Annotated in this window: 18 protein-coding genes; all 18 read left to right on the top strand. The window is 70.4% G+C overall.

Going from position 1 to position 22,903, the window contains the following annotated elements:
• The first annotated feature begins 48 nt into the window (after positions 1-48).
• The 18 genes from ABD169_RS00500 (at position 49) to ABD169_RS00415 (ending at position 22,903) form a co-directional block, all read left to right on the top strand.
• A complete protein-coding gene (locus tag ABD169_RS00500) occupies positions 49-1,377 on the top strand; it encodes a hypothetical protein (protein ID WP_344027895.1) in 1,329 nt (442 codons plus the stop codon).
• On the top strand, positions 1,377-2,648 hold the full coding sequence (locus tag ABD169_RS00495) for an RDD family protein (protein WP_344027892.1): 1,272 nt from the start codon (positions 1,377-1,379) through the stop codon (positions 2,646-2,648). The genes ABD169_RS00500 and ABD169_RS00495 overlap by 1 nt, the downstream gene beginning before the upstream one ends.
• A 169-nt stretch (positions 2,649-2,817) precedes the next feature.
• Positions 2,818-3,135, top strand: a complete 318-nt coding sequence (locus ABD169_RS00490) for a WXG100 family type VII secretion target (protein ID WP_344027889.1) — start codon at positions 2,818-2,820, stop codon at positions 3,133-3,135.
• A 39-nt stretch (positions 3,136-3,174) separates the two neighbouring features.
• Entirely contained in the window at positions 3,175-3,465 is a 291-nt protein-coding gene (locus ABD169_RS00485) for a WXG100 family type VII secretion target (RefSeq protein ID WP_344027886.1), read from the top strand.
• A 133-nt stretch (positions 3,466-3,598) separates the two neighbouring features.
• On the top strand, positions 3,599-4,564 hold the full coding sequence (locus ABD169_RS00480) for a hypothetical protein (protein ID WP_344027883.1): 966 nt from the start codon (positions 3,599-3,601) through the stop codon (positions 4,562-4,564).
• A complete protein-coding gene (locus ABD169_RS00475; protein WP_344027880.1) occupies positions 4,561-5,412 on the top strand; it encodes a hypothetical protein in 852 nt (283 codons plus the stop codon). Before ABD169_RS00480 ends, ABD169_RS00475 begins: the two co-directional genes overlap by 4 nt.
• Positions 5,413-5,461: 49 nt before the next feature.
• A complete protein-coding gene (locus tag ABD169_RS00470; protein WP_344027877.1) occupies positions 5,462-5,878 on the top strand; it encodes a hypothetical protein in 417 nt (138 codons plus the stop codon).
• An 84-nt stretch (positions 5,879-5,962) separates the two neighbouring features.
• Positions 5,963-6,370, top strand: coding sequence for a hypothetical protein (locus ABD169_RS00465; protein ID WP_344027874.1), 408 nt, complete (start codon positions 5,963-5,965; stop codon positions 6,368-6,370).
• Positions 6,371-6,417: 47 nt separating this feature from the next.
• Positions 6,418-7,989 carry a S8/S53 family peptidase gene (locus ABD169_RS00460; protein WP_344027871.1) on the top strand — a complete coding sequence of 524 codons (1,572 nt, stop codon included), beginning with the start codon at positions 6,418-6,420 and terminating at the stop codon, positions 7,987-7,989.
• A complete protein-coding gene (locus ABD169_RS00455; RefSeq protein ID WP_344027868.1) occupies positions 7,986-9,302 on the top strand; it encodes a hypothetical protein in 1,317 nt (438 codons plus the stop codon). Before ABD169_RS00460 ends, ABD169_RS00455 begins: the two co-directional genes overlap by 4 nt.
• Before the next feature lie 81 nt (positions 9,303-9,383).
• The gene (locus ABD169_RS00450; RefSeq protein WP_344027865.1) at positions 9,384-10,985 is read left to right on the top strand and encodes a S8/S53 family peptidase; all 1,602 of its coding nucleotides are present in this window, start codon (positions 9,384-9,386) and stop codon (positions 10,983-10,985) included.
• 128 nt (positions 10,986-11,113) lie between these two features.
• Positions 11,114-15,097, top strand: a complete 3,984-nt coding sequence (eccCa, locus tag ABD169_RS00445) for a type VII secretion protein EccCa (protein WP_344027862.1) — start codon at positions 11,114-11,116, stop codon at positions 15,095-15,097.
• A 159-nt stretch (positions 15,098-15,256) separates the two neighbouring features.
• The gene (locus tag ABD169_RS00440) at positions 15,257-16,885 is read left to right on the top strand and encodes an FHA domain-containing protein (RefSeq protein WP_344027860.1); all 1,629 of its coding nucleotides are present in this window, start codon (positions 15,257-15,259) and stop codon (positions 16,883-16,885) included.
• Positions 16,882-17,673 (top strand): PP2C family protein-serine/threonine phosphatase, encoded by a 792-nt coding sequence (locus ABD169_RS00435; RefSeq protein ID WP_344027857.1) that lies wholly within the window; start codon positions 16,882-16,884, stop codon positions 17,671-17,673. Before ABD169_RS00440 ends, ABD169_RS00435 begins: the two co-directional genes overlap by 4 nt.
• Positions 17,674-17,781: 108 nt before the next feature.
• Positions 17,782-18,501 carry a hypothetical protein gene (locus ABD169_RS00430; RefSeq protein WP_344027854.1) on the top strand — a complete coding sequence of 240 codons (720 nt, stop codon included), beginning with the start codon at positions 17,782-17,784 and terminating at the stop codon, positions 18,499-18,501.
• A complete protein-coding gene (locus tag ABD169_RS00425) occupies positions 18,498-20,351 on the top strand; it encodes a YhgE/Pip family protein (protein ID WP_344027851.1) in 1,854 nt (617 codons plus the stop codon). Before ABD169_RS00430 ends, ABD169_RS00425 begins: the two co-directional genes overlap by 4 nt.
• Before the next feature lie 404 nt (positions 20,352-20,755).
• Complete coding sequence (locus ABD169_RS00420) at positions 20,756-21,922, top strand: branched-chain amino acid ABC transporter substrate-binding protein (RefSeq protein WP_344027848.1); 1,167 nt, start codon at positions 20,756-20,758, stop codon at positions 21,920-21,922.
• 87 nt (positions 21,923-22,009) lie between these two features.
• Positions 22,010-22,903 (top strand): branched-chain amino acid ABC transporter permease, encoded by an 894-nt coding sequence (locus ABD169_RS00415; protein ID WP_046453886.1) that lies wholly within the window; start codon positions 22,010-22,012, stop codon positions 22,901-22,903.

Raw genomic sequence — 22,903 nt, 5'->3', positions numbered from 1 at the left:
TACGGATCCGACCCCGATCCCGTCCGACCCGACGCTACACTGAGTCGCGTGACCGACCCCATGCCGCAGTTGCGTCGCATCGTGATCGATGTGGCCGGACGGCGTCACGACCTCGCGATGCCGCGCGGCGAGGCGCTCGTCGGGGCTCTCGCGTCCATCGGCGTGCACCTCGCGGCCGGCTCCCGGGTCCAGGGCCCGGACGGATCCCCGGTGGATCTCGGCACCCCCGCCGCGCAGCTGCTCGAGGGCGGTCTGTACGCCGTCGCCGGGCCCGCGGCGACGCCCGCCCGGCGGATCGACCGCACGGCGGCCGGCGGATCCGTGAACCCGCTGCCCTGGGCGCTGGTCGGTTTTGGGATCGTCGCCGCGATGCTCGCCGTCGGAGACGAGCGGCTGCGGTGGCCGACGGCCGGCGTGCTCGCGCTCGCCGCGCTGGTCTCGATGGTGTTCGGCGTCGCGCGCGGCGGAACCGGCGACATCGGCGCCGCCGCCTCCCTGGTGCTCGCGGGGATCGGGTCGTGCCTGGGTGCGCTGACGATCCTCGTGGACGCGCCGGTGCTCGCCTTCGCGGTCGCGGGTGCGGCGATGGCGGTGCTCGCCGCCCTGCTGATGGTCGTCGCCCGGACGGCGCGCGCCCGCGCGGCGGCGGCCCCCGTCGTCGTGATCGCGGCGCTGTTCGCGGCTCTGGCGCTGACCGGCCCGATGCTTGGATGGGCGCCGAATCAGCTGCTGATCGCGGCGTCCGCCATCGCGGTGGTCGGCATCCGGGCCGCGCCCAGCCTCCTCGTCGGCGTGGATCCGGGCTATCACATCGACTACGGCCGTTTCATGGTGCTCCGGTGGACGGTGCGGGGCCGCGTCCCCGTCTCGATCGACCGGATCGACGAGCAGCGCGTGCGCGAGATCGTCGCCGCTGCCGAAGCCCGTCTCGACTCGGCGATCCTGATGCTCGCGGTGCTCGCCGGGGCCGGGCTGCCCGCCGCGGCGCCGGCGCTGGTCGGCCCCGATCCGGTCGCCCGGATCTCCGCGATGGTCTACGTGCTGCTTGCGGTGCTGGCGCTGCTGCTCACCTCCCGGCGTACGGCGGCGCCCGCGCTGCGCATCCCGCCCCGGGCCGCGGCGGTGATCGGGCTCCTCCTGCTCGCGGCGGCCGTCGTGCCGCAGTCCTCGGCGGCGGGAGCTGCGATCGGAGCCGGCGCGCTGCTGTTCGCCGCGCTCGTCGCCGCGGCCGCGGTGCTGCCGCTCGCGCGCGGCGAACGCTCGCTCGGGTGGTCGCGGACGGGCGACATCGTCGATAGTCTCGCGATCGCACTGGTGCTCCCGGCCGGACTGCTCGCCGCGGGCACGTTGGATCTGCTGCGAGGGGTGCTCACCTGATGTCCGATTACACGCCGAATCCGGCCGGTCCGCGTCGGCGCTCGAACCCCGTGCAGGCGCCCGTATCGCAGACCGCTCAGCAGACTCAGCGGACCCGGCAGCGGCTCGCTCGGGAGGCGGGGCGCGACGGCGCGGCTCCCCGCGGGAGCCGGCCCGATCCGTCGGCCCGTCTCTCGAACGCCCTGGCGCGTTCCCGTGCGTGGGCGCGTCCCGCGAGCACCGGCGCTCGGGTCGCCGCGTTCTCCATCGATGCGGCGGTGACCCTGGTGATCGCGGCGGTCGTGGGCGGCCTCACCCGCAGCGCGGTGCTCGGCGTCCTCGTGCTGCTCGAGGTCGCGGTGATCCAGCTCGTGCTCGAAGCGCGCACCGGCGCCACGCTCGGCAATCTCCTGCTGCGGCAGCGCACCGCCCGCGACGACGCCCCCTTCTCACCCGGTGTCGGGCGGAACCTCGTGCGCGGCCTGATCACCGGGGCTGCGAGCCTGGTCGCCCTGATCGGCGGGTGGATCGTGGTCGCCACGAGCGCGGCGGATCCGACGCGCATGGGGCGCAGCTGGGCCGACCGCGCCGGGCGCACGCTCGTCGTCCGCGTCCCGTCGGAGGCCGAGCGGGAGGCCTGGTCGCGCAACGCCGAGGTGTGGGCGCAGAGCGCGCCCGTGGCGGAGGCCGCGGTGCCCGCCGCCGGTGCCCGCCCGCCTCAGCCGGTCGCGGCGGCTCCGGTTGCTCCGGCCGTTCCGTCCGCGCCGATCGCTCCGTTCGTTCCGGCGCAGCCGGCTCCGCTCGTCGCGCCGCACGGGGGTGCGGCGGCGATTCCAGCACCGGCACCGGCACCGGCGCCGTCGTCCGCTCCGGCCGCTGCCGCGCTGCCGGCCGGGGTCGTCGCGGTCGACGCCCCGATCGCTCCCGCTCCGCCGAAACCGCAGATCGGCGAGATGCTCGTGCTCTCCTTCGATTCCGGGCAGCGGGTCCGCCTGCGGATCCCGGCCGCCGCGAACCTCGGCCGCCGTCCCGATCCGATCGATGCCGATGACCAGCTCGTCGCGGTCGCCGATCAGGACGGATCGGTCTCGAAGACCCACCTGCGGCTCGAGTACCGCGGCGACAGCGTCTGGGTGACGGATCTCGGTTCGACGAACGGCTCGGAGATCGTGGACGACACGGGAGTCGGTTCGGCGCTGGCACCCGGAGCGCGGGTCCGTCTCGAAGAGGGCGCGAGTGTGCGCATCGGCATGCGCAGCTTCACGGTCGGGGTCGTCACCGGCGAACTCTGAACCCCGGGTTCGGGAGGCTCCGGCATCGGCGAGATTGTTGGAATTTCAACCTTTCTGGCGATTCCGGCGTCTTTGACGTATGTTCGGACCGGTGGCTCCATACGGGACCATCTGCAGACGTGCCGGCACGCCCCGTGCGGCGCTGGAAACCGAAGATGGAGGAGTCGACATGGCTCAGACTATTTCCGCTGAAGAAGGAGCCCTTCGCAAGGGACAGCAGGCCGTCGCCGAGGCGAAGGCCGGCATCGACCAGCAGACCAAGAAGGTCCGCGGCGATATCGAGCAGCTGCGCGCCTACTGGACCGGTGCTGCCGCCGGTTCGTTCACCCAGCTCATGCAGCGCTGGGACGCCGAGACGAGCAAGCTCAACAACGTGCTGATCGATCTCGAGAACGCGCTCCGCGGCACCGAGCAGGATCAGGCCGCGACCGAGCAGGAGCACCAGCAGGCTATCTCGGGCCTCGGTGCGATGATGTCGGGCGCCTGAGCGCCGCCTACGTGAGTTTTTGAGACCAAGGAGAATTTGATGCAGTCGATGTCGGTGCAGACCGCTCAGGTGAGCGTGCTGTCGCAGGAGATCCGTACCGGAGCCCAGAACATTCGCGCGGAGCTGGAGCGCCTCGAGTCCGAGGTCTCGCGCCTGCGCGCGGCCTGGAACGGTGAGGCCCAGAACTCGTACGACGCCGCCCAGCGGCAGTGGACCCAGTCGCTCACCGAGATGCAGAGCCTGCTCGAGCGCATCTCGAGCAGCACCGAGCAGATCTCGCAGGCGTACAACGCCAGCGACGCCCGCAACGCGGGTCGCTTCGGGGGCTGATCCCCGGTTCCGGGCCTGCCGAGAGCGGGCCCGGGCATTCCGAATCACGGCCGTCTCGGCCGCGGCGATGCGCTGCGGCCGGGGCGGCCTGCGCGGCTCCGTCCGCTGAGCATGATCCGAGGAGCACGATCCGATGACGAGCACGATCGCCTACAGCCAATCGTCGATGCAGTCGGCGCTGGACAACGTGCTGGAGTGCGAACGCGCGCTGCAGCAGACGGCGTCGTACGCGCGGCAGTACTGCTCGCTCGACGGCGCGTTCGGGCTGCTGATGCAGCCCCTGCAGCCGATCCATAACGCCGCTCGCGACGCCGTCATGAAGAACCTGCAGACGCTCGGCGAGACCCTGCAGCAGACGGCTCGGAGCGTGCAGGACGGCATGACCGACATGCGCGGCTGCGAAGACGACCTCGTGCGTCGGATCAAGGCCCTCGAAGACGAGGTCGCGGCGCTCAAGGCGGGGTCCGGTGGCACCGGCGGTGGCGCGCCCGTCGGCGGTGGTGGCGGTGGCGTTTCCGGCGGTGGTGGCGGTGGCATGTCCGGCGGTGGCGGTGGCGGGGTCTCCGGCGGCGGTGGGGGCGGCGCACCGGTGCCGGCGCCGGTCGCGCAGCCCGAGGTCCCGAAACCCGAGGTGAAGCCCGATCCCGTGCCGAAGCCCGAGCTGGAGGACGACCACGGGAAGGACCGGGATCACGACGATCACGGGAAGCACCACCACGGAGAGCATTGCCAGTGCGGGTGCGGCGATCACCGCGATCCGAAGGACACAGAGACGCAGCCCGGCTGCCCGCGTGGATGCGCGGATTGCGCCGCAGGGAAGACCCATCTGCCCGAGTGGATCCGAGAGCACCTGGTGCGGGACGGCGTGCCCGAGTCCGAGATCGAGGAGCTCGCCCGGCGCTGGGGTGAGCGGGAACCGCTCGTGGCCGAGCACGAATCGAGCATCGGGTACGAGCCGATCAGCGAGAGCGACGGATCGCAGGTCCGACCGCAGCACCCGGACCCGCGTGCCGGATCCGTGTTCTCGATCGACGCGGTGCTGGGCCGGGTATACGGCGACCGAATGTCGCCGGCAGATGTGAAGGAGATGGCCCGATGAGCAGCGCGAGCGCACCGCCGATCGGCGTCGATACCGTGCTGGTGCCGCCGAGCACCCCCAGCCTCGTCGAACAGACCAAGCAGCGGGTCGCCTCGCAGAGCGGATCGCTGCTCGGACAGATCGACGCGGTCGTCGGTCTGCTGATCGGTTTCAGCCCGCTCGAGGAGTGGGTGTACAAGCCGTTCATCGGGGACTGGAACGCGATGGAGGTCGCCGGCGAGGCCTGGCCGAAGTGCGGCCAGGCGGTGCAGCTGATCAACGAACGGGTTTCGACGCTCGGGAGCTTCGTGGACGACGGCTGGCAGGGCAAGGCCGCCTACAGCTTCGGCGAGTGCCACGCGAAGCTCGGGCAGCTGCTCGAACGGCTGCCGCAGCAGTGCGAGCAGGCCGGTGAGATGGACAAGCACCTCGCCGAGTTCGCGCGCAAGATCCTCGACTTCATCAACGAGGTCATCTCGGGCATCGTCGGTTTCGGCCTCGAGATCCTGTCGATGCTCGCGGTCCCGGTCGTCGGCGAGATCAACCTCGCCGCGGTCCTCGAGATCGCGATCCCGATCGTCGCGGGTTGGGCGATCGAGATCGTCGACCTGTTCAACGAGTTCCTCGGCTTCCTCGACGCGGTCATCGCGATCCACACCGGCATGGTCGGTCTGCTCGGCGGGGTCCGCGATGCGCTCACCACCCTGACCTCCCTCGCATCGGTGGGGCTCGCGATCTACGACGTCGGGTCCTCGGTGAAGGGCGCGGTCGGCGACATCAACAAGATCGGCGGCGCGGGCGAGCATGCCCCGGGCGGCGGACACGCCCCCGGAGGCCGTGCACCGCGCATGCCGCGGATCCCGGTCTGAACCCAGAGCAGACCGAACAGACCACGAACGAGCAGAAGAGGAATCGGCGATGATGGATCCGGCTGAGGCGATCGCGCGACTGAGCGAAGCATCGGAGCGCCTCGGCGCGCGCACCGAGCAGCTTGCGATCGAGCGACAGCAGCGGGAGGCCGCGCGCGCGAAGCTCAACGAGCAGATCGCCGAGGCGCGACGCTCGGGCGAGCACGGGCGCGACTGGCAGGTGCTGCAGCAGCGCATCGATCTCGGGCAGACCAGCGAGTTCCAGATCGTGCAGGGGCTCGACTTCTCGGCCGAGGCGCGAGCGGTGCGCGCGGCCATGGGGAAGGCGCTGGGCCAGGCGTTCGAGGAGCAGGAGGCCGACGGTCCGAGCCCGGTGGCGATGGATCCGGGTCTCGCCGCGGCGCAGGAGCGCCTCGTCGCGACCCTGCAGCGGCTGCGGGAGTTCGGCACCCCGGAGCAGCCGTGAGCATGATGGTGTGCGGGTCGACTTCTTCGGGAGCCGACACCGGTGAGAACGAGCAGAATCAGAAGATGAACGTGGGAGAGCGCAGTGGGAGCTAAGCGGATCAGCCTGTCGGACGGGTTCGAGGACCTGCTCGGCACCCTGCGCGGTGCCACGGGGGACTACCCCAGCGAGACAGAGATGTCGGTAGTGAGCGGTGAGGGGGCGGGCGTTGCGGACCTGTATAAGAAGGCCCTCCGAACGTCTGGCGGTGAGATATTCAAGCAGATCAAGCTTCTAGACGAACGCTTGCAAGAAGCCGAACAGAAGATGCGCCAGTCGATCGCTGAGCAGAAGAACACCGAGTCGCAGGCGGCGGACACGCTGCGCAGGCTGCTCGCCGATCTGGAAGGCGTTCGGGGCGATGTTGTGGGCGAGGCGCCCGTGCCCGCGAAATCGGCGAATAAGTCTCCTGCGCCCAAGAACACGGATTTCGGAAAGCCGGGGTCCGCCTGATGCGCCGCAGATTGACTAGCCTTGCCGCGGTCACCACCATCGGCTTCTTGACGCTGCTCTCGACGCCGGCGATGGCATCCTCCGTACTGTCAGAAACGCAGCGGTCGGATGCACTGTGGTACGCCGACAAGTGGTTCGATTTTGCGAAGCTGCGTGCTGAGGGTGCGACGGGTAAGGGTGTGAAGGTCGCGGTGATCGATCAGGTGCTCAATCCTGATGTGCCTGAGTTGCGGGGTGCGAATGTCACGGTGAAGGGCACGACGTGCGTTGATCCGAGGACGAAGAAGCCTGCGCAGATCGTGTCGTCGGATCCGAAGCTTGCTGAGCATGGCACGAATGTGGTGTCGATGCTGGTGGGCAATGGCAAGGCGGGTGATGGTGGTGCGGGTGCGCGTGGGATTGCTCCGGATGCTGAGGTCTGGTTCTACGGGATCGGTGCGTTGAGTGATGCGAAGTCGTGCACGGTGCAGGATCCGACGGTGAAGCCGGGCGGGATCGACCTCACCCGAGACATCTATATGAGCGACGCGACCTCCGAGCATCCCTCGGTAATGGAGAACGTGAAAGGCCTTTCGACGTTCGATCCGACGTCGATGGCGGCGCGTGCGGCGATTCGTGACGGGGCGGACGTGATTTCGCTGTCGGTATCGGGCGGAGCAGCGCCCGATTGGTATCACGCGGTTGCTGAGGCTCAGATCGCGGGTGTGCCGATCGTCGTGGGTACCGGGAACCCGGACGAAGGCTTCCGCCTGGTTGGCGGACCAAGCAATATGAACGGTGTCGTGCCCATTTCCGCGGTGGACTCGGACGGGGCCCAGATCAAGGGTCCGGAAAGCGGGACGACCGGAGTCGGCTCGACCTCGATGGCATTCGCGGCGCCCGGCCAGAACCTGCTCGGGGTCGGAACCGCTGATGAGTGGGGTCCGTCGTCGATCTCGGGCACCTCGTATGCGACGCCGCTCGTGGCGGGCGGGATCGCATTGGGACTGCAGAAATATCCGGAGGCATCGGCGTTCCAGGTGCTGCAGGGGCTGGTGCGTACGACCGGCAAGGGTGCCGTGCACGAGCCGGTCTGGGCCGACGAGCATATGGGTTACGGTTATGCGAACCCGGCCGGGATGCTCGCGACCGATGTGGCGAAGTTCCCGAACGAGAACCCGCTGTTCGTGACGAGCCTGGAAGACCCTCGTTGTCACCTGAGAGGTTTCTCCGGAGAAGTTGATTCGGAAGGCGAATGGAACTGTTCGTGGAGTACAGGCCCATTCCCCGCGGGAGTGGGGTTGCTGAAGGCGGTGAAGGCGGGTGAGAAGAGCGCGGTGAACAACACCGGTCAGCCGGCCTGGTCGCCGTATTCGAAGGAAGCGAAGCCCGGCGCTCCGAAGGGGGCGGAACCTGTGGCGTTGCTGGCCGGGCTGCCGATGTGGGCGTGGGTGCTCGTAGGAATCGGCGCTTTGGTGCTCATCGGAGCGGTCGTCGCGATCGTCGCGGTGACGGCATCCAACCGGAAACGCGCGGCACGCCTGCAGCATGACGCCGCTGGAGACGTGTCCGGCGGCGTTGCGCCGGGGCATTCGGTCCCCGTACCCACTGACTCCAAGCTCCCGGGAGGAACCTCATGAGCGCCGCCGAAGACGAACTGGTTCGCCTCACTGCCGGTGTGTACTGGCGCATCGACAAGCTCACACAGATGATGAGCTCCCTCAATGCGCTGGAGCGCCGAGTGACGACCGTGAGCAGCGCGATCGAAGGCGGAGAATGGGAAGGGCAGGCTGCGCTGGTCGCCAAATCGCAGCTCGACGCGATCGCGGAGACCTTCACGAAAGCCTCTGATTGGGTGGGCAAGGTCTACCAGCTGATCGGCGACCACAGCGGTGAGGTGCAGCGCGAGGCCGAGACGAAGCTGAACGGGCTGCCGGGCGGCGATCTGCCCGCTGCGGTACGCGACGCGATCGACAGAGGACGGCCGCAGCCGCTGCTGGAGTTCGGGCTCGATGCCGCGCTGCGCGGACCCGCGGCGATCTTCGCCGCGGGCGAGTTCTTCTCGAACCGGCGCGCGGAAGCGGCGCAGCACGCGCTTGAGCAGCTACAAAGTTCGATCGCTAAGAAGAAGCGTGCGCTGGACGACTTGGTCGCACGTGGATTCGACAAGGTGCCACCGAAACCGGTCGCAGGGCTGACACCGATCCCGGGCCCGCAGCCAGGAGGCCCCAGCGGTTCGCAGCTCGGACCGGGAACCGGAGGCACCGGTGGCGGGCCCGGCAGCTTGGGCGGCGGCCCCGGCGTCGGTGGCGCACCGCACCTCCCTGGTCCGAGCACTCACCCGGGTGTTCCGGGCCCCGGGCCGGGCAACGAAGTACCGGGTCCCGATCCCGACGGACCGCCGAACCCGGGACGCCCGCCGTTCCCCGGAGAGCCTCCCGTACGGCCCGAACCGCCGGTTCCGGGTGGTGGTCCGGACGACGGTGGCCCGCGGAACCCCGGTGACGGCCCCAGCGTCGACAGTCGGCTCGACGGTACCATCGGGCGGACGGGGCTCGGCGCTGCCGGTCTCGGTGCGGTCGGTCTCGCCGCGGGTGCCAAGATCGCGAGCAGCGGCAGCGGGCTCGGCGGTGTGCTGGGCGGAGTATCAGGGCTCGGCCAGGGTGCCGCCGGTCTCGGCGCGAGCGGAGGCCTGCGCGGTGCCGCGACGGCGGCGGGCGCGGGCGGCGCGAGCGGTGCGGGTACCGGCGGGTCCGGTGCCTCGGGCGCTCGTGGCGGCCGCCCGGGAATGATGATGGGCGGTGGCGGCGGAGCCGCAGGTGCCGACAAGAAGGGCAGCAAGCGCGGCCTCGGCGGCTACCTGGCGCCGAAGCTCGAGGACGAGGGCGACGGCGGTCCCGCCTCACGCGCTTCGCGTGCGGGCAGCCGAGGCGACGACCCCTCGGATGGCTGATTCGGGAAAGCGCCAGTTGAACGAATCGAGCGTGCGCGTCTCCCGCGAGCGGAACCCGAGGTCTCGAGAGGGAGGAGCGCCGTGAAGAAGGTGCGTTTCGCCGGTGCCGCAGCGGCTGTCGCTGTCGGCCTTCTTCTCGCGACCCCGGCGGCGGGCATCGCATCCGATCGGATGACCGCTGAGGAGCGGTCGGGTGCGTTGTGGAACACGCGGAAGTGGGACTTCGATGCTCTGCGTGCTGAGGGTGCGACGGGTAAGGGTGTGAAGGTCGCGGTGATCGATCAGGTGCTCAATCCTGATGTGCCTGAGTTGCGGGGTGCGAATGTCACGGTGAAGGGCACGACGTGCGTTGATCCGAAGACGAAGAAGCCTGCGCAGATCGTGTCGTCGGATCCGAAGCTTGCTGAGCATGGCACGAATGTGGTGTCGATGCTGGTGGGGAACGGCAAGGCGGGTGATGGTGGTGCGGGTGCGCGTGGGATTGCTCCGGATGCTGAGGTTTGGTTCTACGGGATCGGTGCGTTGAGTGATGCGAAGTCGTGCACGGTGCAGGATCCGACGGTGAAGCCGGGCGGGATCGACCTCACCCGAGACATCTTCCTGGGCGACGCAAACAAGAACACCCCCTCGGTAATGGAGAACGTGAAAGGCCTTTCGACCTTCGATCCGACCTCGATGGCGGCGCGTGCGGCGATTCGTGATGGGGCGGACGTGATTTCGCTGTCGGTCTCGGGAGGCGCAGCGGCCGACTGGTATCACGCGGTTGCTGAGGCTCAGATCGCGGGTGTGCCGATCGTCGTGGGTACTGGAAACCCGGACGAAGGCTTCCGCCTGGTCGGAGGACCCGGGTATATGAATGGCGTCGTCCCCATTTCCGCGGTCGACTCGGACGGGGCCCAGATCGAAGGTCCGGAAAGCGGGACGATCGGCAGGGGCTCGACCTCGATGGCGTTCGCCGCACCTGGTCAGAACCTGCTGGGGGTCGGCACTGCTGATGAGTGGGGTCCGTCGTCGATCTCGGGCACCTCGTATGCGACGCCGCTGGTCGCCGGCGGGATCGCATTGGGACTGCAGAAATATCCGGAGGCATCGGCGTTCCAGGTGCTGCAGGGGCTGGTGCGTACGACCGGCAAGGGCGCCGTGCACGAGCCGGTCTGGGCCGACGAGCATATGGGTTACGGCTACGCGAACCCGGCCGGGATGCTCGCGACCGACGTGGCGAAGTTCCCGAACGAGAACCCGCTGTTCGTGACGAGCGTGGACGACCCGCGCTGCCATGCACGGGACTATCCCGCGAAAGTCAACGCAGAAGGTATCTGGAAATGTGCCTGGAGTACAGGCCCCTTCCCGCCGGGAGTGAACTTCCTCAAGGCGGTGAAGGCGGGCGAGAAGAGCGCGGTGAACAACACCGGTCAGCCGGCCTGGTCGCCGTACTCGAAGGAAGCGAAGCCCGGCGCCCCGAAGGGGGCAGAACCTGTGGCGGTGCTGACCGGGCTACCGATGTGGGCGTGGGCGGTCAGCGGAGTCGGCGTGCTCGTGCTGATCGGGGCCATCGTCGCGATCGTCGCGGTAGCCGCATCGAAGGGCGGGCGTGCGCGGCTCGGCCGGGAACTCGGGGCCGAGACTTCCCGCTCGGCGTCCGGTTCAGCAGCGCCGATCGGCCGCCCGCCGAGTTCGTCGTGATCGTCGACAGAGTCAGGTGCTGCGCCTTCCCTGACGCGCAGATGCGTGCTGAAACAGCGGATCGAAGCGACTAGGCTGCCAGTACGAACCGGTACGGTCGTCCGACGAGCGCTAAGGAGCACAACCGAGTGAGCAGTCGTCTCGCCCCGCCGCGAGTGCCCTCCGGCAACGTCACGCTGCAGACCCCGCCCGAGCTCGAGGCGGGCGACGGCGGCAGCAGCATGTTGACCTCCGCGCTGCCCATGCTGGGCAGCGTGGGCGCGATCATCATGGTGTCGGTCAGCAACGCGGGCCCGACGGGATGGATCACCGGCGGGATGTTCCTCATCTCCGCCCTCGGCTTCGTGTTCGTGAACGGCTGGCGGCAGCGCGCCACCCGCCAGGCCACGATCCTCAGCTCACGGCGCGAGTACCTCGCCTACCTGTCCGAGCTGCGCACCACGGTGCGCACGGCAGCGAAGGCGCAGCGGCGCGAACGCAACTGGCGGTATCCGGCGCCCGAAACGCTCTCCTATCTGGTGGAGGACGGCACCCGCGTCTGGGAGCGCGATCCCAACGTCGACGACCACCTCGCCGCTCGCATCGGCGTCAGCGACCAGCCGCTCTGCCTGAACCTGGTCGCTCCCGAGCTGCCGCCGATCACCGACCTCGACCCGGTCGCCACGACGGCCGCGCACCGCTTCATCATGACGCACGACACGCAGAGCGGGCTGCCCACCTACCTGCGGCTCAGCCGGTTCCGCAGCATCCAGCTCGTCGGCGAGGATCTCGATCCGTTGCGGGGCCTGGCCCGCGGCATCATCACCCACCTCGCGTCCTTGCAGAGCCCGGACGACCTGCAGATCGTGATCGCGGCGAGTCCCGACGCGCTCCCGCACTGGGAGTGGGCGAAGTGGCTGCCGCACACGCAGTCCTCCCGGCTGCGCGATTCGCTCGGAACCGCGCGCATGATCGGCTCCGACCTGCCGACGCTGCTGCGGATGCTGCCGGCCGACCTGCGGGAGCGCCCCCGATTCGTCCCCGACACCCCATTCCCCGGCCCGCACCTGCTGGTCGTGGTCGACGGCGCCCGGGTCTCGCCCGGCGACTCGGTGTTCGCCGGCGGACTCCAGGGCGTCACCGTGCTCGACCTGCCGAACACCTGGGACGACAACGACGACCCGGAGACCGCGCGCATCCACGTCTCGGGCGGCATCGCCGAGCTCGCGGAGGGGCGGGCGCAGCAGGAGACCATCGTGCCGGACGACATGAGCCTCGTCGAAGCCGAGGCCGTCGCGCGACGACTGGCGCCGCTCGCGCGCGAGCTCGGCGGGAACGGTCCGGTGTCGCGCACCAGCAAGCGGCAGCAGGATCTGCTCGAGCTGCTCGGAATGCCCGACGTCCGCGACCTCGACCTGTCGCAGCAGTGGCGGATCCTCCCGGAGCGCGACCGGCTGCGCGTGCCCATCGGCCAGGACGCCGACGGCGCCCCGCTGGTCCTCGACCTCAAGGAGTCCGCCTCGCAGGGCATGGGCCCGCACGGCCTGATCATCGGCGCGACCGGTTCGGGCAAGTCCGAGGTGCTCCGCACGCTCGTGCTCTCCCTCGCCCTCACGCACTCGCCCGAGCAGCTCAACTTCGTGCTGGTCGACTTCAAGGGCGGCGCGACGTTCGCGGGCATGGCCGACATGCCCCACGTCTCGGCGATCATCACGAACCTCGGCGAGGAGATCAGCCTCGTCGACCGCATGCAGGACGCGCTGCAGGGCGAGATGGTGCGCCGGCAGGAGCTGCTGCGCTCCGCGGGAAACTTCGTGAACGTCGGCGAGTACGAGAAGGCGCGCAAGAACGGCCGTGACGACCTGCCCCCGCTCCCGGCGCTGCTGATCGTCGCCGACGAGTTCTCCGAGCTGCTGAGCGCGAAGCCCGAGTTCATCGAATCGTTCGTCGCGATCGGCCGGCTCGGCCGATCCCTGCACGTCCACCTCCTGCTGGCCTCGCAGCGGCTCGAGGAATCCCGACTCAAGGGCCTCGACACCCACCTCTCGTACCGGATCGGCCTGCGCACCTTCTCGGCCGCGGAATCGCGCACCGTGATCGGGGTCCCCGACGCCTACCACCTGCCGCAGGAGCCGGGCGGCGGCCTGCTCAAGGTCGGCAGCGACACCGAACTCACGCAGTTCCGCGCCGCCTACGTCTCCGGTCCGCCGCCGGCCCGCCGCATCACCGCGGCCGCCGACGCCGCGGACGGCACGGCCCAGGCCATGCGGATCGTCCCCTTCACGGCCGCCGCGCAGGACCTCTCGGACCCCGTGGCCGAGGCCGCAGCGGCCGAGGCGACCGCCGAGCGCCGGGCCGCCGAGCTCGCCGCCGCGGAGCCGGTCGAGGACCGCAGCACCTTCGAGCTGGCGGTCTCCCGCATGGCCGGTCAGGGCCCCGCGGCCCACCGGGTGTGGCTGCCCCCGCTCGAGGAGCCCGCCACCCTCGACCAGCTGCTCGGCAAGCTGGCGGTCAGCTACGAGCTCGGCCTGCACGCCCCGCGCTGGCGGGAGCACCGCCGGCTCACGGTGCCGATCGGCATCACCGACGTGCCGCTGCAGCAGCGCCGCGACGTGCTCACCCTCGACCTGTCGGGGGCCGCGGGCCACGTCGCGATCGTGGGCGCGCCCCTGTCGGGCAAGAGCACGGTCGCCCGCACGCTGGTCTCGGCCCTGGCGCTCACGCACACCCCGTTCGAGGTGCAGTGCTTCGTGATCGACTTCGGCGGCAGCTTCGCGGGCCTGCGGGACCTGCCGCACCTCGCCGGACTCGCGACCCGCGGCGAACCCGAGGTGATCCGCCGTACCGTGGCCGAGGTGACCTCGCTGCTCAACGCGCGCGAGGCGTTCTTCCGCGAGAACGGGATCGACTCGATCGACACCTACCGCGCTCGCCGCGAACCCGGGGTGCTCGACGACGGCTACGGCGACATCTTCCTCGTGATCGACGGCTGGGCGACGCTCCGCAGCGACTACGAGGCGCTCGAGGTCGCGATCCAGCAGATCGCCGCCCGCGGACTCAGCTTCGGCGTCCACATCGTGCTCACCGCCAGCCGGTGGCTGGACGTGCGCCCGAACATCAAGGATCTGCTCGGCGGGCGCATCGAGCTGCGGCTCGGCGACCCCTCCGACTCCGAGGTCAACCGTCGGGCAGCGGGCAACGTCACCGCGATCCCCGGCCGCGGCCTCGACCCGGCCGGACTGCAGATGCTCACCGCGCTGCCCCGGATCGACGGCGACACCGCAGCGGACACCCTCGTCGACGGCGTCGAGGACCTGGTCGCGAAGATCGGCAGCGCCTGGCAGCGCGAGCCCGGACCGAAGCTGCGCCTGCTGCCCGAGCGGCTCCCGCTCGACGAGCTCCGGGCGCACCCGGCCGCGAACCCGAAGACCCTGCTGCTCGGCCTCGACGAGGCGGAGCTCGCCCCGATCGGGATCGATCCCGCCCGCGAACAGCACCTCTTCCTCTACGGGGATTCGGGGTCGGGCAAGTCCTCGATGCTGCGCACCCTCGTCCACGAGATCAGCCGACGCTACGAACCGGGCGCCGCCCGCATCTTCATGGTCGACTACCGCCGCGCCCACCTCGGCGAGATCCCCGAGGAGTACCTGGGGGCCTACCTCACGACCGCCGACCAGGCCGTCGGCGCGGTGAACCAGCTCGTCGAGTTCTTCCGCGACCGGCTCCCGGGCCCGGACGTCACCGCCGAGCAGCTGCGGAACCGCAGCTGGTGGAGCGGCGCCGAGGGCTTCGTCATGATCGACGACTACGACCTCGTCGCCACCCAGCAGGGCAATCCCGCCGCCCCGCTCGCGCAGCTGCTGGCGCAGGCCGGCGACGTGGGGCTCCACGTCATCGTCACACGGCGGTCGGGCGGCGCATCGCGTGCGGCCTACGACCCGATCCTGCAGGGCATGACCGACCTCGGCGTGACCGGCATCCTGCTGAGCGGGAACCCCGAGGAGGGGCAGTTGATCGGCAAGGTCAAGGCGATCCCCAGCGTTCCCGGGCGGGCTCAGGTGATCTCGCGATCCCGGGGCCTGCAGATCGGCCAGCTCGCGTACGTGCCCACCGCGCACGAGGCGGCCGGATAACCGCAACGCGATATCCGGGGAGGAACGGCAGCGCGGATTCAGAATTCCGGATCCGCGAATTCCGCGGTATTCTGCGGCAAGGTTTGCCGCTGAGCTGCCGGTAAGGAAGAATCGGCAGCGTATCGGCGCTTGCGGGGAACGTGTAGAGGAGTTCGCGATATGGGGAATGCTCCCTTCTGGGTCATGTTCGGGGTGTCCGGTCTGATCGGTCTCGGACTGTACATCTGGTACCTCGCCGCGCTCTCGCGGCTGTTCCCCAAGCTCGACCTGCCGTCGTCCCACGGATGGATCCCGGTCTGGAACGACTGGCGCCTGCTGCAGCGCGCCGATCTGCCGGGCTGGCTGATCCTCGCGTTCCTCGTGCCCGGCCTCGCGATCATCGGCTACATCGTGCGACTGATCGCCTACCACCGCCTCACCACCGAGGCCCGGGGCAGCGTCGGCTACACCGTCGCGGGCGCGTTCATCCCCGCGCTCTGGGCGACCCTGCTGAATGGGCACATGGCGCGTTCGGGCGGCGGCGTGATGCGCCAGTCCTCCGGATTCTCCGATTTCGCTCCGGCCGGTCAGCAGCCGGGTGGATTCGCGCCGCAGCCCGGTGGGTACGCGCCCCAGCCGACCCAGCAGCCGACCGGTTTCGCGCCGCAGCCCGCGCACCAGCAGTTCGCGGCTCCGGCGGCCCCGGCGCAGCCCGCGGCGCCGCAGTTCGCGCCGCAGCCGGGCCAGCCGCAGGCCGCCGCGTATCAGCAGCAGACTCCGCAGCAGCCGGCGCCCCAGCAGTCGTTCGCGCCGCCGCAGCCTCCGGCCGCCGCGCAGCCCGCGCCCGCCGTCCAGGATCCGTGGGCGGTGCAGCCGGCGCAGCCCGCACCGGAGCCGACCGACTTCGACGCGCTGCTCGCCGAGGGGAAGCAGCCGGCCGCGTCCGAGGCGGCGCCCCCGGTGCCGCGGCACGCCGCACCCGAGGCGGCTCCCCAGCTCGACGGCCCGCTCGGCAGCGACACCGAGCGGGAGTACGCCCGGCTCGCGGCCGAGGGGCTCCAGGCGCCGCCGGCGTCCCGCCTCGAGCCGCAGGCGCCGCCGCAGCCGTTCTCCTGGCCGGATTCCGCACCCGCCGCACCCGCCGCACCCGCCGCGCGGGCGGCCGCTCCCGCGCCCGCCGTGCCTCACGCGGAGGCGCCCGTGGCGCCCGGCGTCCCGCCGGTTCCGGCCGCGGCGCCCGCTCCGGTGCCGCCGATCGTCAGCGCCCCTCCGATCCCCGTCCCGGTCGCACCGGCGGCCGACCCGGCGCTCGATCCGTCCGTCGTGAACACCGACTCCGAGTCCGCATACACGACGCGCAAGGTCCGCAAGGCGGAGCCCGCGGCCGACGCCGCCGATGCCGCGCCGCAGGCGATGCCGGCCGAGGTCGAGCGCACCGACGACGAGCTGGACCGCACCGTGGTCGTCGCCCGCCGCCCGCGCATCGATTGGGTGCTGGAGCTCCCCGACGGCGAGCGGTTGCCGCTGCGCGACGAAGAGGTCATCATCGGCCGGAAGCCGCGCGGGCCCGAGGGCATGGCGCTGCTCACGATCCCGGATCCGACGCGCACGCTCTCGAAGTCGCACGCGCGCCTGCGGTACGACGGCGACATGTGGTCGATCGAGGATCTCGGCTCGACCAACGGCCTGGTGCTGCTGTTCGACGACGACACCGAAGAGGACGTGACCCCGCACTCGGAGGTGCTCGCCACCGAGCGCATGGTGATCGGCACCCTCGAGGTGCGGCTGATCCGCAACGGTGACGCGTGATCGGACTCGAGGCCGCGGCCCTCACCCACCCCGGCCTGCGCCGCGCGGTGAACGAGGATTCGCTGCTCGCCAGGGACCCGGTGTTCCTGGTCGCCGACGGTATGGGCGGGCACGACGCGGGTGACCGTGCCAGCCGCGCCGCCATCGAGGCCTTCTCGGGGCGGTTCGCCGCGACGCCCGAGGGCGTGCCCATCACCCAGATCGAGGGCGCCATCGACAGCGCCCGCGCCGCGGTCGCGGGGCTCTCCGCTCAGACCGAGCGCGGCGCCGGGTGCACGCTCACCGGCGCGATCCGCACCTCGGTCGAGGGCGTACCCCACTGGTACGTGCTCAACATCGGCGACTCCCGCGTCTACCTCCACCGGGGCTCCGAACTCGTGCAGGTGACCCGCGACCACTCGCTGCAGGAGGAGCTGCGCGCGGAGGGCAGCGCGGACGCCGAGCGCGTGTCGCGCAACGTGATCACCCGGGCCCTCGGCTCGCTCGACTCCCGGCACGACGCCTGGCTGGTGCCCATCGAGGCGGGAATGCGCGTGCTGATCTGCTCGGACGGCCTGACGACGGAGGTCGGCGACGACGACCTGCGCGCGGTGCTCACCATGACCGCCAACGTCGACGCCGCGGCCGACGAGCTGGTGCGGCGCGCCTGCGCCGCCGGCGGCCGCGACAACATCACGGTCGTGCTGGTCGAGGTCGCCGGGGGCGGATCCGCGCCGAGCGGCGGGTTCGACGACGAGGACGAGAACGACCGGACCATCGAACGGACCCGGCCCGGCGCGCGGGCCTGAACAGCGCGGAACGCCCCTCCGAGCGGGCGTTCAGAGCGCATCGTGGGAGAATGCTCCGGTGCTCGCTCCGGGGATCGGCCCGCGCGACCGCTGCGAGGAAGGAACACGGTGAGGATCGAAGTCGAGGCCGTCACCAAGGGGCCGGGCGGCCGTGCGCTGCCGCAGACCTCGCTGACCGTCGAGAGCGGCCGTGCCGTGTTCGTCGAGGCGGAGACCGCCCAGCGGCCGACCGTGCTCGGGCTCATCGCCACGGGCCGCATGAAGCCCGACACCGGCTCGGTCCGCCTCGACGGCGAAGCCGACCGGCGCGCGCTGCGGCACCGCACCGCGCTCGTGGACGCGCCCGACGTGAGCGAGCCGCACGGCGACGTCCGGCTGGGCGACGTGGTCGCCGAGGAGCTCATGTTCGCCGGGCAGCGCCGCGGACTGCTCGCGGTCCGGCGCGAGCTCGATCGGCTCGGGCTCCGCGACGAGGAGCGCACGATCATGGCCGACCTCGCACCCGGGGCGCGCGTGCGCGCACTGAGCGAGCTCGCCCTGCTGCGGCCCGACGTCGAAGCGCTCGTGATCGTCTCGCCCGACCGGCACGGCGGCGATCCCGAGGAGTGGTGGCGCATCGCGTGCGAGATTGCCGAGCGCGGGACCGCCGTGCTCGTGATCGCGGGTCTCGCGGCCCGCGCCGCGATCGAGGCCCACCCCAACGGGTGGGGGACGGGCGAGGTGACGCCCCTGCGCGCCGAGCATGCGGCGAGCATCGCGGCAGCGCTCGCGGCCGGTGAGGCGGAGAGCGCCGGCACCGACGCGCACGGAACGGGAGCAGACGCGTGAAGATCCTGCAGATGATCCGCTCCGAGTTCGCCCGCCTGTGGGCGACCAAGATGGCGCGTCTCGCGTTCGTGGCGCTCATGTGCGTCCCGCTGCTCTACGGCGGGCTCTACCTCTGGGCCAATCAGGATCCCTACGCCAAGCTGGACCAGGTGCCCGTCGCGCTCGTCGTCTCGGACGAGGGCGTGCAGCACGGGGATACGACGCGCAACGTCGGCGACGAGGTCGCGAAGCAGCTCATCGACGACGGCAGCTTCGACTGGAATCGAGTGAGCGCGAAGGAGGCGAAGCGCGGCGTCGGCGCGGGGGACTACGACTTCTCGGTCACGATCCCGAAGGACTTCACCGCGGCGCTCGAATCGTCGCGAGGCACCGATCCGCATCGCGCGGAGGTGTTGCTCACCACCAACGACGCGAACAGCTATCTCGCCTCGACCATCGGCGAGCAGGCGGTCAAGCAGATCCGCCAGCAGATCGTGAAATCGGTCAACCAGGAGGCCGCGAAGCAGTTCCTCGACGGGCTCGCCCAGGTGCGCACCTCGCTGGGGGAGGCGCACGAGGGCACCGTCAAGCTCGGCACCGGCGCGGGCTCCGCGAAGGACGGCGCGAAGAGCGCGAAGGACGGCGCGGGCAAGCTCGCCACCGGACTCGATCAGCTGCGCACGGGGACCGCGTCGTTGCCCGCCCAGACCGAGCAGCTCGCGAACGGCGCGGCGAAGGTCGCGGGAGCCGACGCCGAGATCGCCCGGATCGGGCGCGAGGTCGCGGGCGGCAGCCAGCAGGCGGTGGATCGGCTGTCGGGGGACCGTCAGGCGATCATCGACGAGCTCAAGAAGGCCGGCCTCGACCAGGCGGCCATCGACCGGGTCGCGGGTCGCCTCGACCAGGCCGGCTCCGCGCTGCGCGAGGCGAACACCAAGGTGCAGGGCGCGAGCGCGCAGCTCGATCAGCTGCAGGCCGGATCCCAGCAGGTGGCCGACGGTGCACGCAAGCTCGCCGACGCCACCCCGCAGCTCGCGAACGGCATCGCCACCGCGGCGGACGGGGCCGGAACGCTGACCGACGGGCTCGGCACGCTCGAGACCGGGCTCGGCACGCTGCAGAACGGCATCGGGACGCTCGGTCAGGGACTCGCGGCGGGCATCGAGAAGATCCCCGAGAGCGACGCCGCGCTGCGCGCGAAGCAGGCGCAGAACATCTCGGATCCGGTCGACGTCCAGACCTCGAAGGTCACCTCCGCGGGCACCTACGGTGCCGGTCTCGCTCCGTTCTTCGTGAGCCTCGCCGCCTGGATCGGCATCTACGCGCTCTTCCTGATCCTCAAGCCGGTGTCTCGCCGGGCGATGACCGCGCTGCGCAGTCCGCTGCCCGTCGCACTCGCGGGCTGGGCGACCCCGGCGCTGCTGGGCGCGATCCAGATGGCCGCGCTGTACGCGATCGTCACGGGGACCCTGGGCTTCAGGGCCGAGCATCCGTGGGCGGTGTACGGCATGATGGCGCTCGCATCGGCCACGTTCGCGGCCATTATCCTGGCGCTCAACGTCTGGTTGGGCAGCGTCGGCCAGTTCATGGGCCTCGTGCTCATGGTGCTGCAGCTCGTCACCGCCGGCGGTACGTTCCCCTGGCAGACGCTGCCGGAACCGCTCGCGACGCTGCACCACTACCTGCCGATGTCGTTCGCGGTCGACGGGATCCGCCAGGTGATGTACGGCGGCAACCTCTCGCACGCGGTGAACGACGCGCTGCTGCTCGGGCTCGTGCTCGTGGCCGCGGTGCTGCTCTCCGCGGTCGGAGTGGGGCGCCAGATGCGCTCGCGCACGCTGCGCGACCTGCAGCCGAGCCTCATCGGCTAGCCCCCGCAGGCCGAGCACTGCCGCCGGCCCGCGGCCCGCGGCCCGCGGCCCGCGGCCCGCGCATCGCCGTGTGCGTCGAGGTTGCAGTCGTGCATGGAATGACGCGGGATTCCATGCACGACTGCAACCTCGACGGGCTCCGCGGTTGCTCGCGAAAATTGGCTATGTCATATTTCCGCGGTGCACGCCGGGAGAACGGTGCACAAACTCGCTCCGTATAAGGGGCATGCACCGCACGGGATCCAGTGCGCGTACACACGCGCATCAGCGTGCCAGAACTGTGACCTTTTCCGGTTCCTCGACGCCGAACCCGTCAGTACCATTGCACTGGTAGTCGAGGCGGACTCCACCGGGAGCCGCACCGATCCGACGATTCGACGAAGCATCACCGGAAAGGAACACCGATGTTCTCACGCCCCTCCACCCGCCGACTGGCAGCTGCCACGGCGCTCGCCGCAGGCGCGGCACTCGCACTCTCCGGCTGCTCGGGCGGCCTCGCAAGCGGCGGCTCCGGCGGCGGTGACGACAAGGGCGCCATCAAGCTCGGCATGCTCGCCCCCTTCTCCGGCTCCGAGGCCGCCTTCGGCGACTACATGAAGAACGGCGCGCAGCTCGCCATCGACGAGATCAACGCCAAGGACGGCGTCGACGGACGCAAGCTCGAGCTCGTGACCGAGGACGACGCCTGCGACGCGACCACCGCCGTCGCCGCCGCGCAGAAGCTCGTCACCGCGGGCGTCAAGGGCAGCGTCGGCGGATACTGCTCCGGCGCCACCCTACCGACCCTGCCGATCTTCAAGGACGCCGGCATCGCCATGGTGATCCCCGCAGCGAACTCGAACCAGCTCGTCGGCCAGGGCGCGTTCCTCGTCAACGGCACCGGCACGCAGCAGGCCGAGGCGGCCGTGAAGTGGGTCACGAAGGCGAACGCGAAGACCGTCGTGATCGTTGACGACAACCAGGCCTACCCGAAGGACCTGGGCGACTCGATCGAGAAGCAGGCCTCCGGGTTCACCGTCAAGCGCGAGCACGTGAACCCGAAGGAGAAGGACTTCTCGGCGAACGTCAACAGCATCCTCTCGTCGAAGCCGGACTACGTCGTCTGGACGGGCTACTACCAGGCCGGCGGTCTGCTCATCAACCAGCTCCGCGGCGCGGGCTACACGGGCCCGATCCTCGTCGGCGACGGCTCGGTCGACGCGCAGCTCTCGGCCATCGCCGGAGCCGACTCGATGAAGGACGTGTACGGCACCTTCACCCGCACGCCCGACATGCTCGAGAACGGCGACAAGTGGATCGCCGACTACAAGAAGGTCTCGGGCGGGAAGGCCCCCGGCCCCTACTCGATCCAGACCTACGAGGCGGTCAAGGTGATGGCGCAGGCCATGACCGACGCCAAGGGCACCGACTACACGAAGGTCGTCGATGCGCTCAAGGGCCTCAAGGACTTCCCGCTGCTGACCGGCAACCTGACCTTCGCCGCGGACGGCTCCCGCGAGGGCGGCGGCTTCGTGATCGTGGCCCCGACCGGAACCGACGGCGCGTTCGTGCTGAAGGACGACCTGAAGTAGCGGGCGCTCGAGGACGGGGAGTCCGTCGTCGCGCTCGACGACGGACTCCCCGCCCCCACGCGTCCTCTCAGGCCTGAGAGGCACCACATGTTCCAACTCATCTGGAACGGGCTCTTCGTGGGTTCGTTCTACGCCCTGGTCGCCCTGGGCTACAGCATGGTCTACGGGATCATCAAGCTGCTGAACTTCGCGCACGGCGACCTCTACATGCTCGGCTCGTTCTTCGCCTTCGTGGTGCTCGGCGGGGTCACCGGGCTGTTCGGGATCGGTTCGATCCCGATCCTGCTGCTCGTGCTGCTCATCGCGATGCTGCTGACCGGCGGCATGGGCGTGCTCATCGAGCGCGTCGCCTACCGTCCGCTCCGCAAGAGCCCCCGGCTCTCGGCGCTGATCACCGCCGTCGGCGTCTCCTTCACCCTCGAGTACGCGGTGCGGCAGATCTTCGGCGCGAGCCCCCTGGTCTTCCCCGTGCGCCTCGGCGGCGGCCAGATGGAGATCCTCGGCGCCCGCGTCACCATGCCGCAGATCGTGCTCATGGTCGTCGCGGCCGTGCTCATGTTCCTGCTGCAGCGGTACGTGATGCACTCGCGCGAGGGACGCGCGATGCGCGCGATCGCGCTCGACCAGAACGCTGCGCTGCTCATGGGCGTCAACGTCAACAAGGTCATCTCGCGGACCTTCTTCATCGGATCGGCGCTCGCGGGCGCGGCCGGTGTGATGGCGGCCGCCTACTACGGATCCATCGACTTCCTCATGGGATTCGTGATCGGACTCAAGGCGTTCACCGCGGCGGTGATCGGCGGCATCGGCAACCTCTACGGCGCGATGGTCGGCGGCATCGTCCTCGGCATGCTCGAGTCGTTCGGCACGAACTTCTTCGGCGGGGAGTGGCGCGATGTGTTCGCGTTCGGGTTCCTGATCCTGTTCCTCGTGTTCAAACCCACCGGCCTGCTCGGCGAGCGCGTCGTGGAGAGGGTGTAA

The organism is Leucobacter iarius (genome assembly GCF_039530105.1).
GTDB classification, from domain to species: domain Bacteria; phylum Actinomycetota; class Actinomycetes; order Actinomycetales; family Microbacteriaceae; genus Leucobacter; species Leucobacter iarius.
This window is presented reverse-complemented; position numbering and strand designations above follow the sequence as displayed.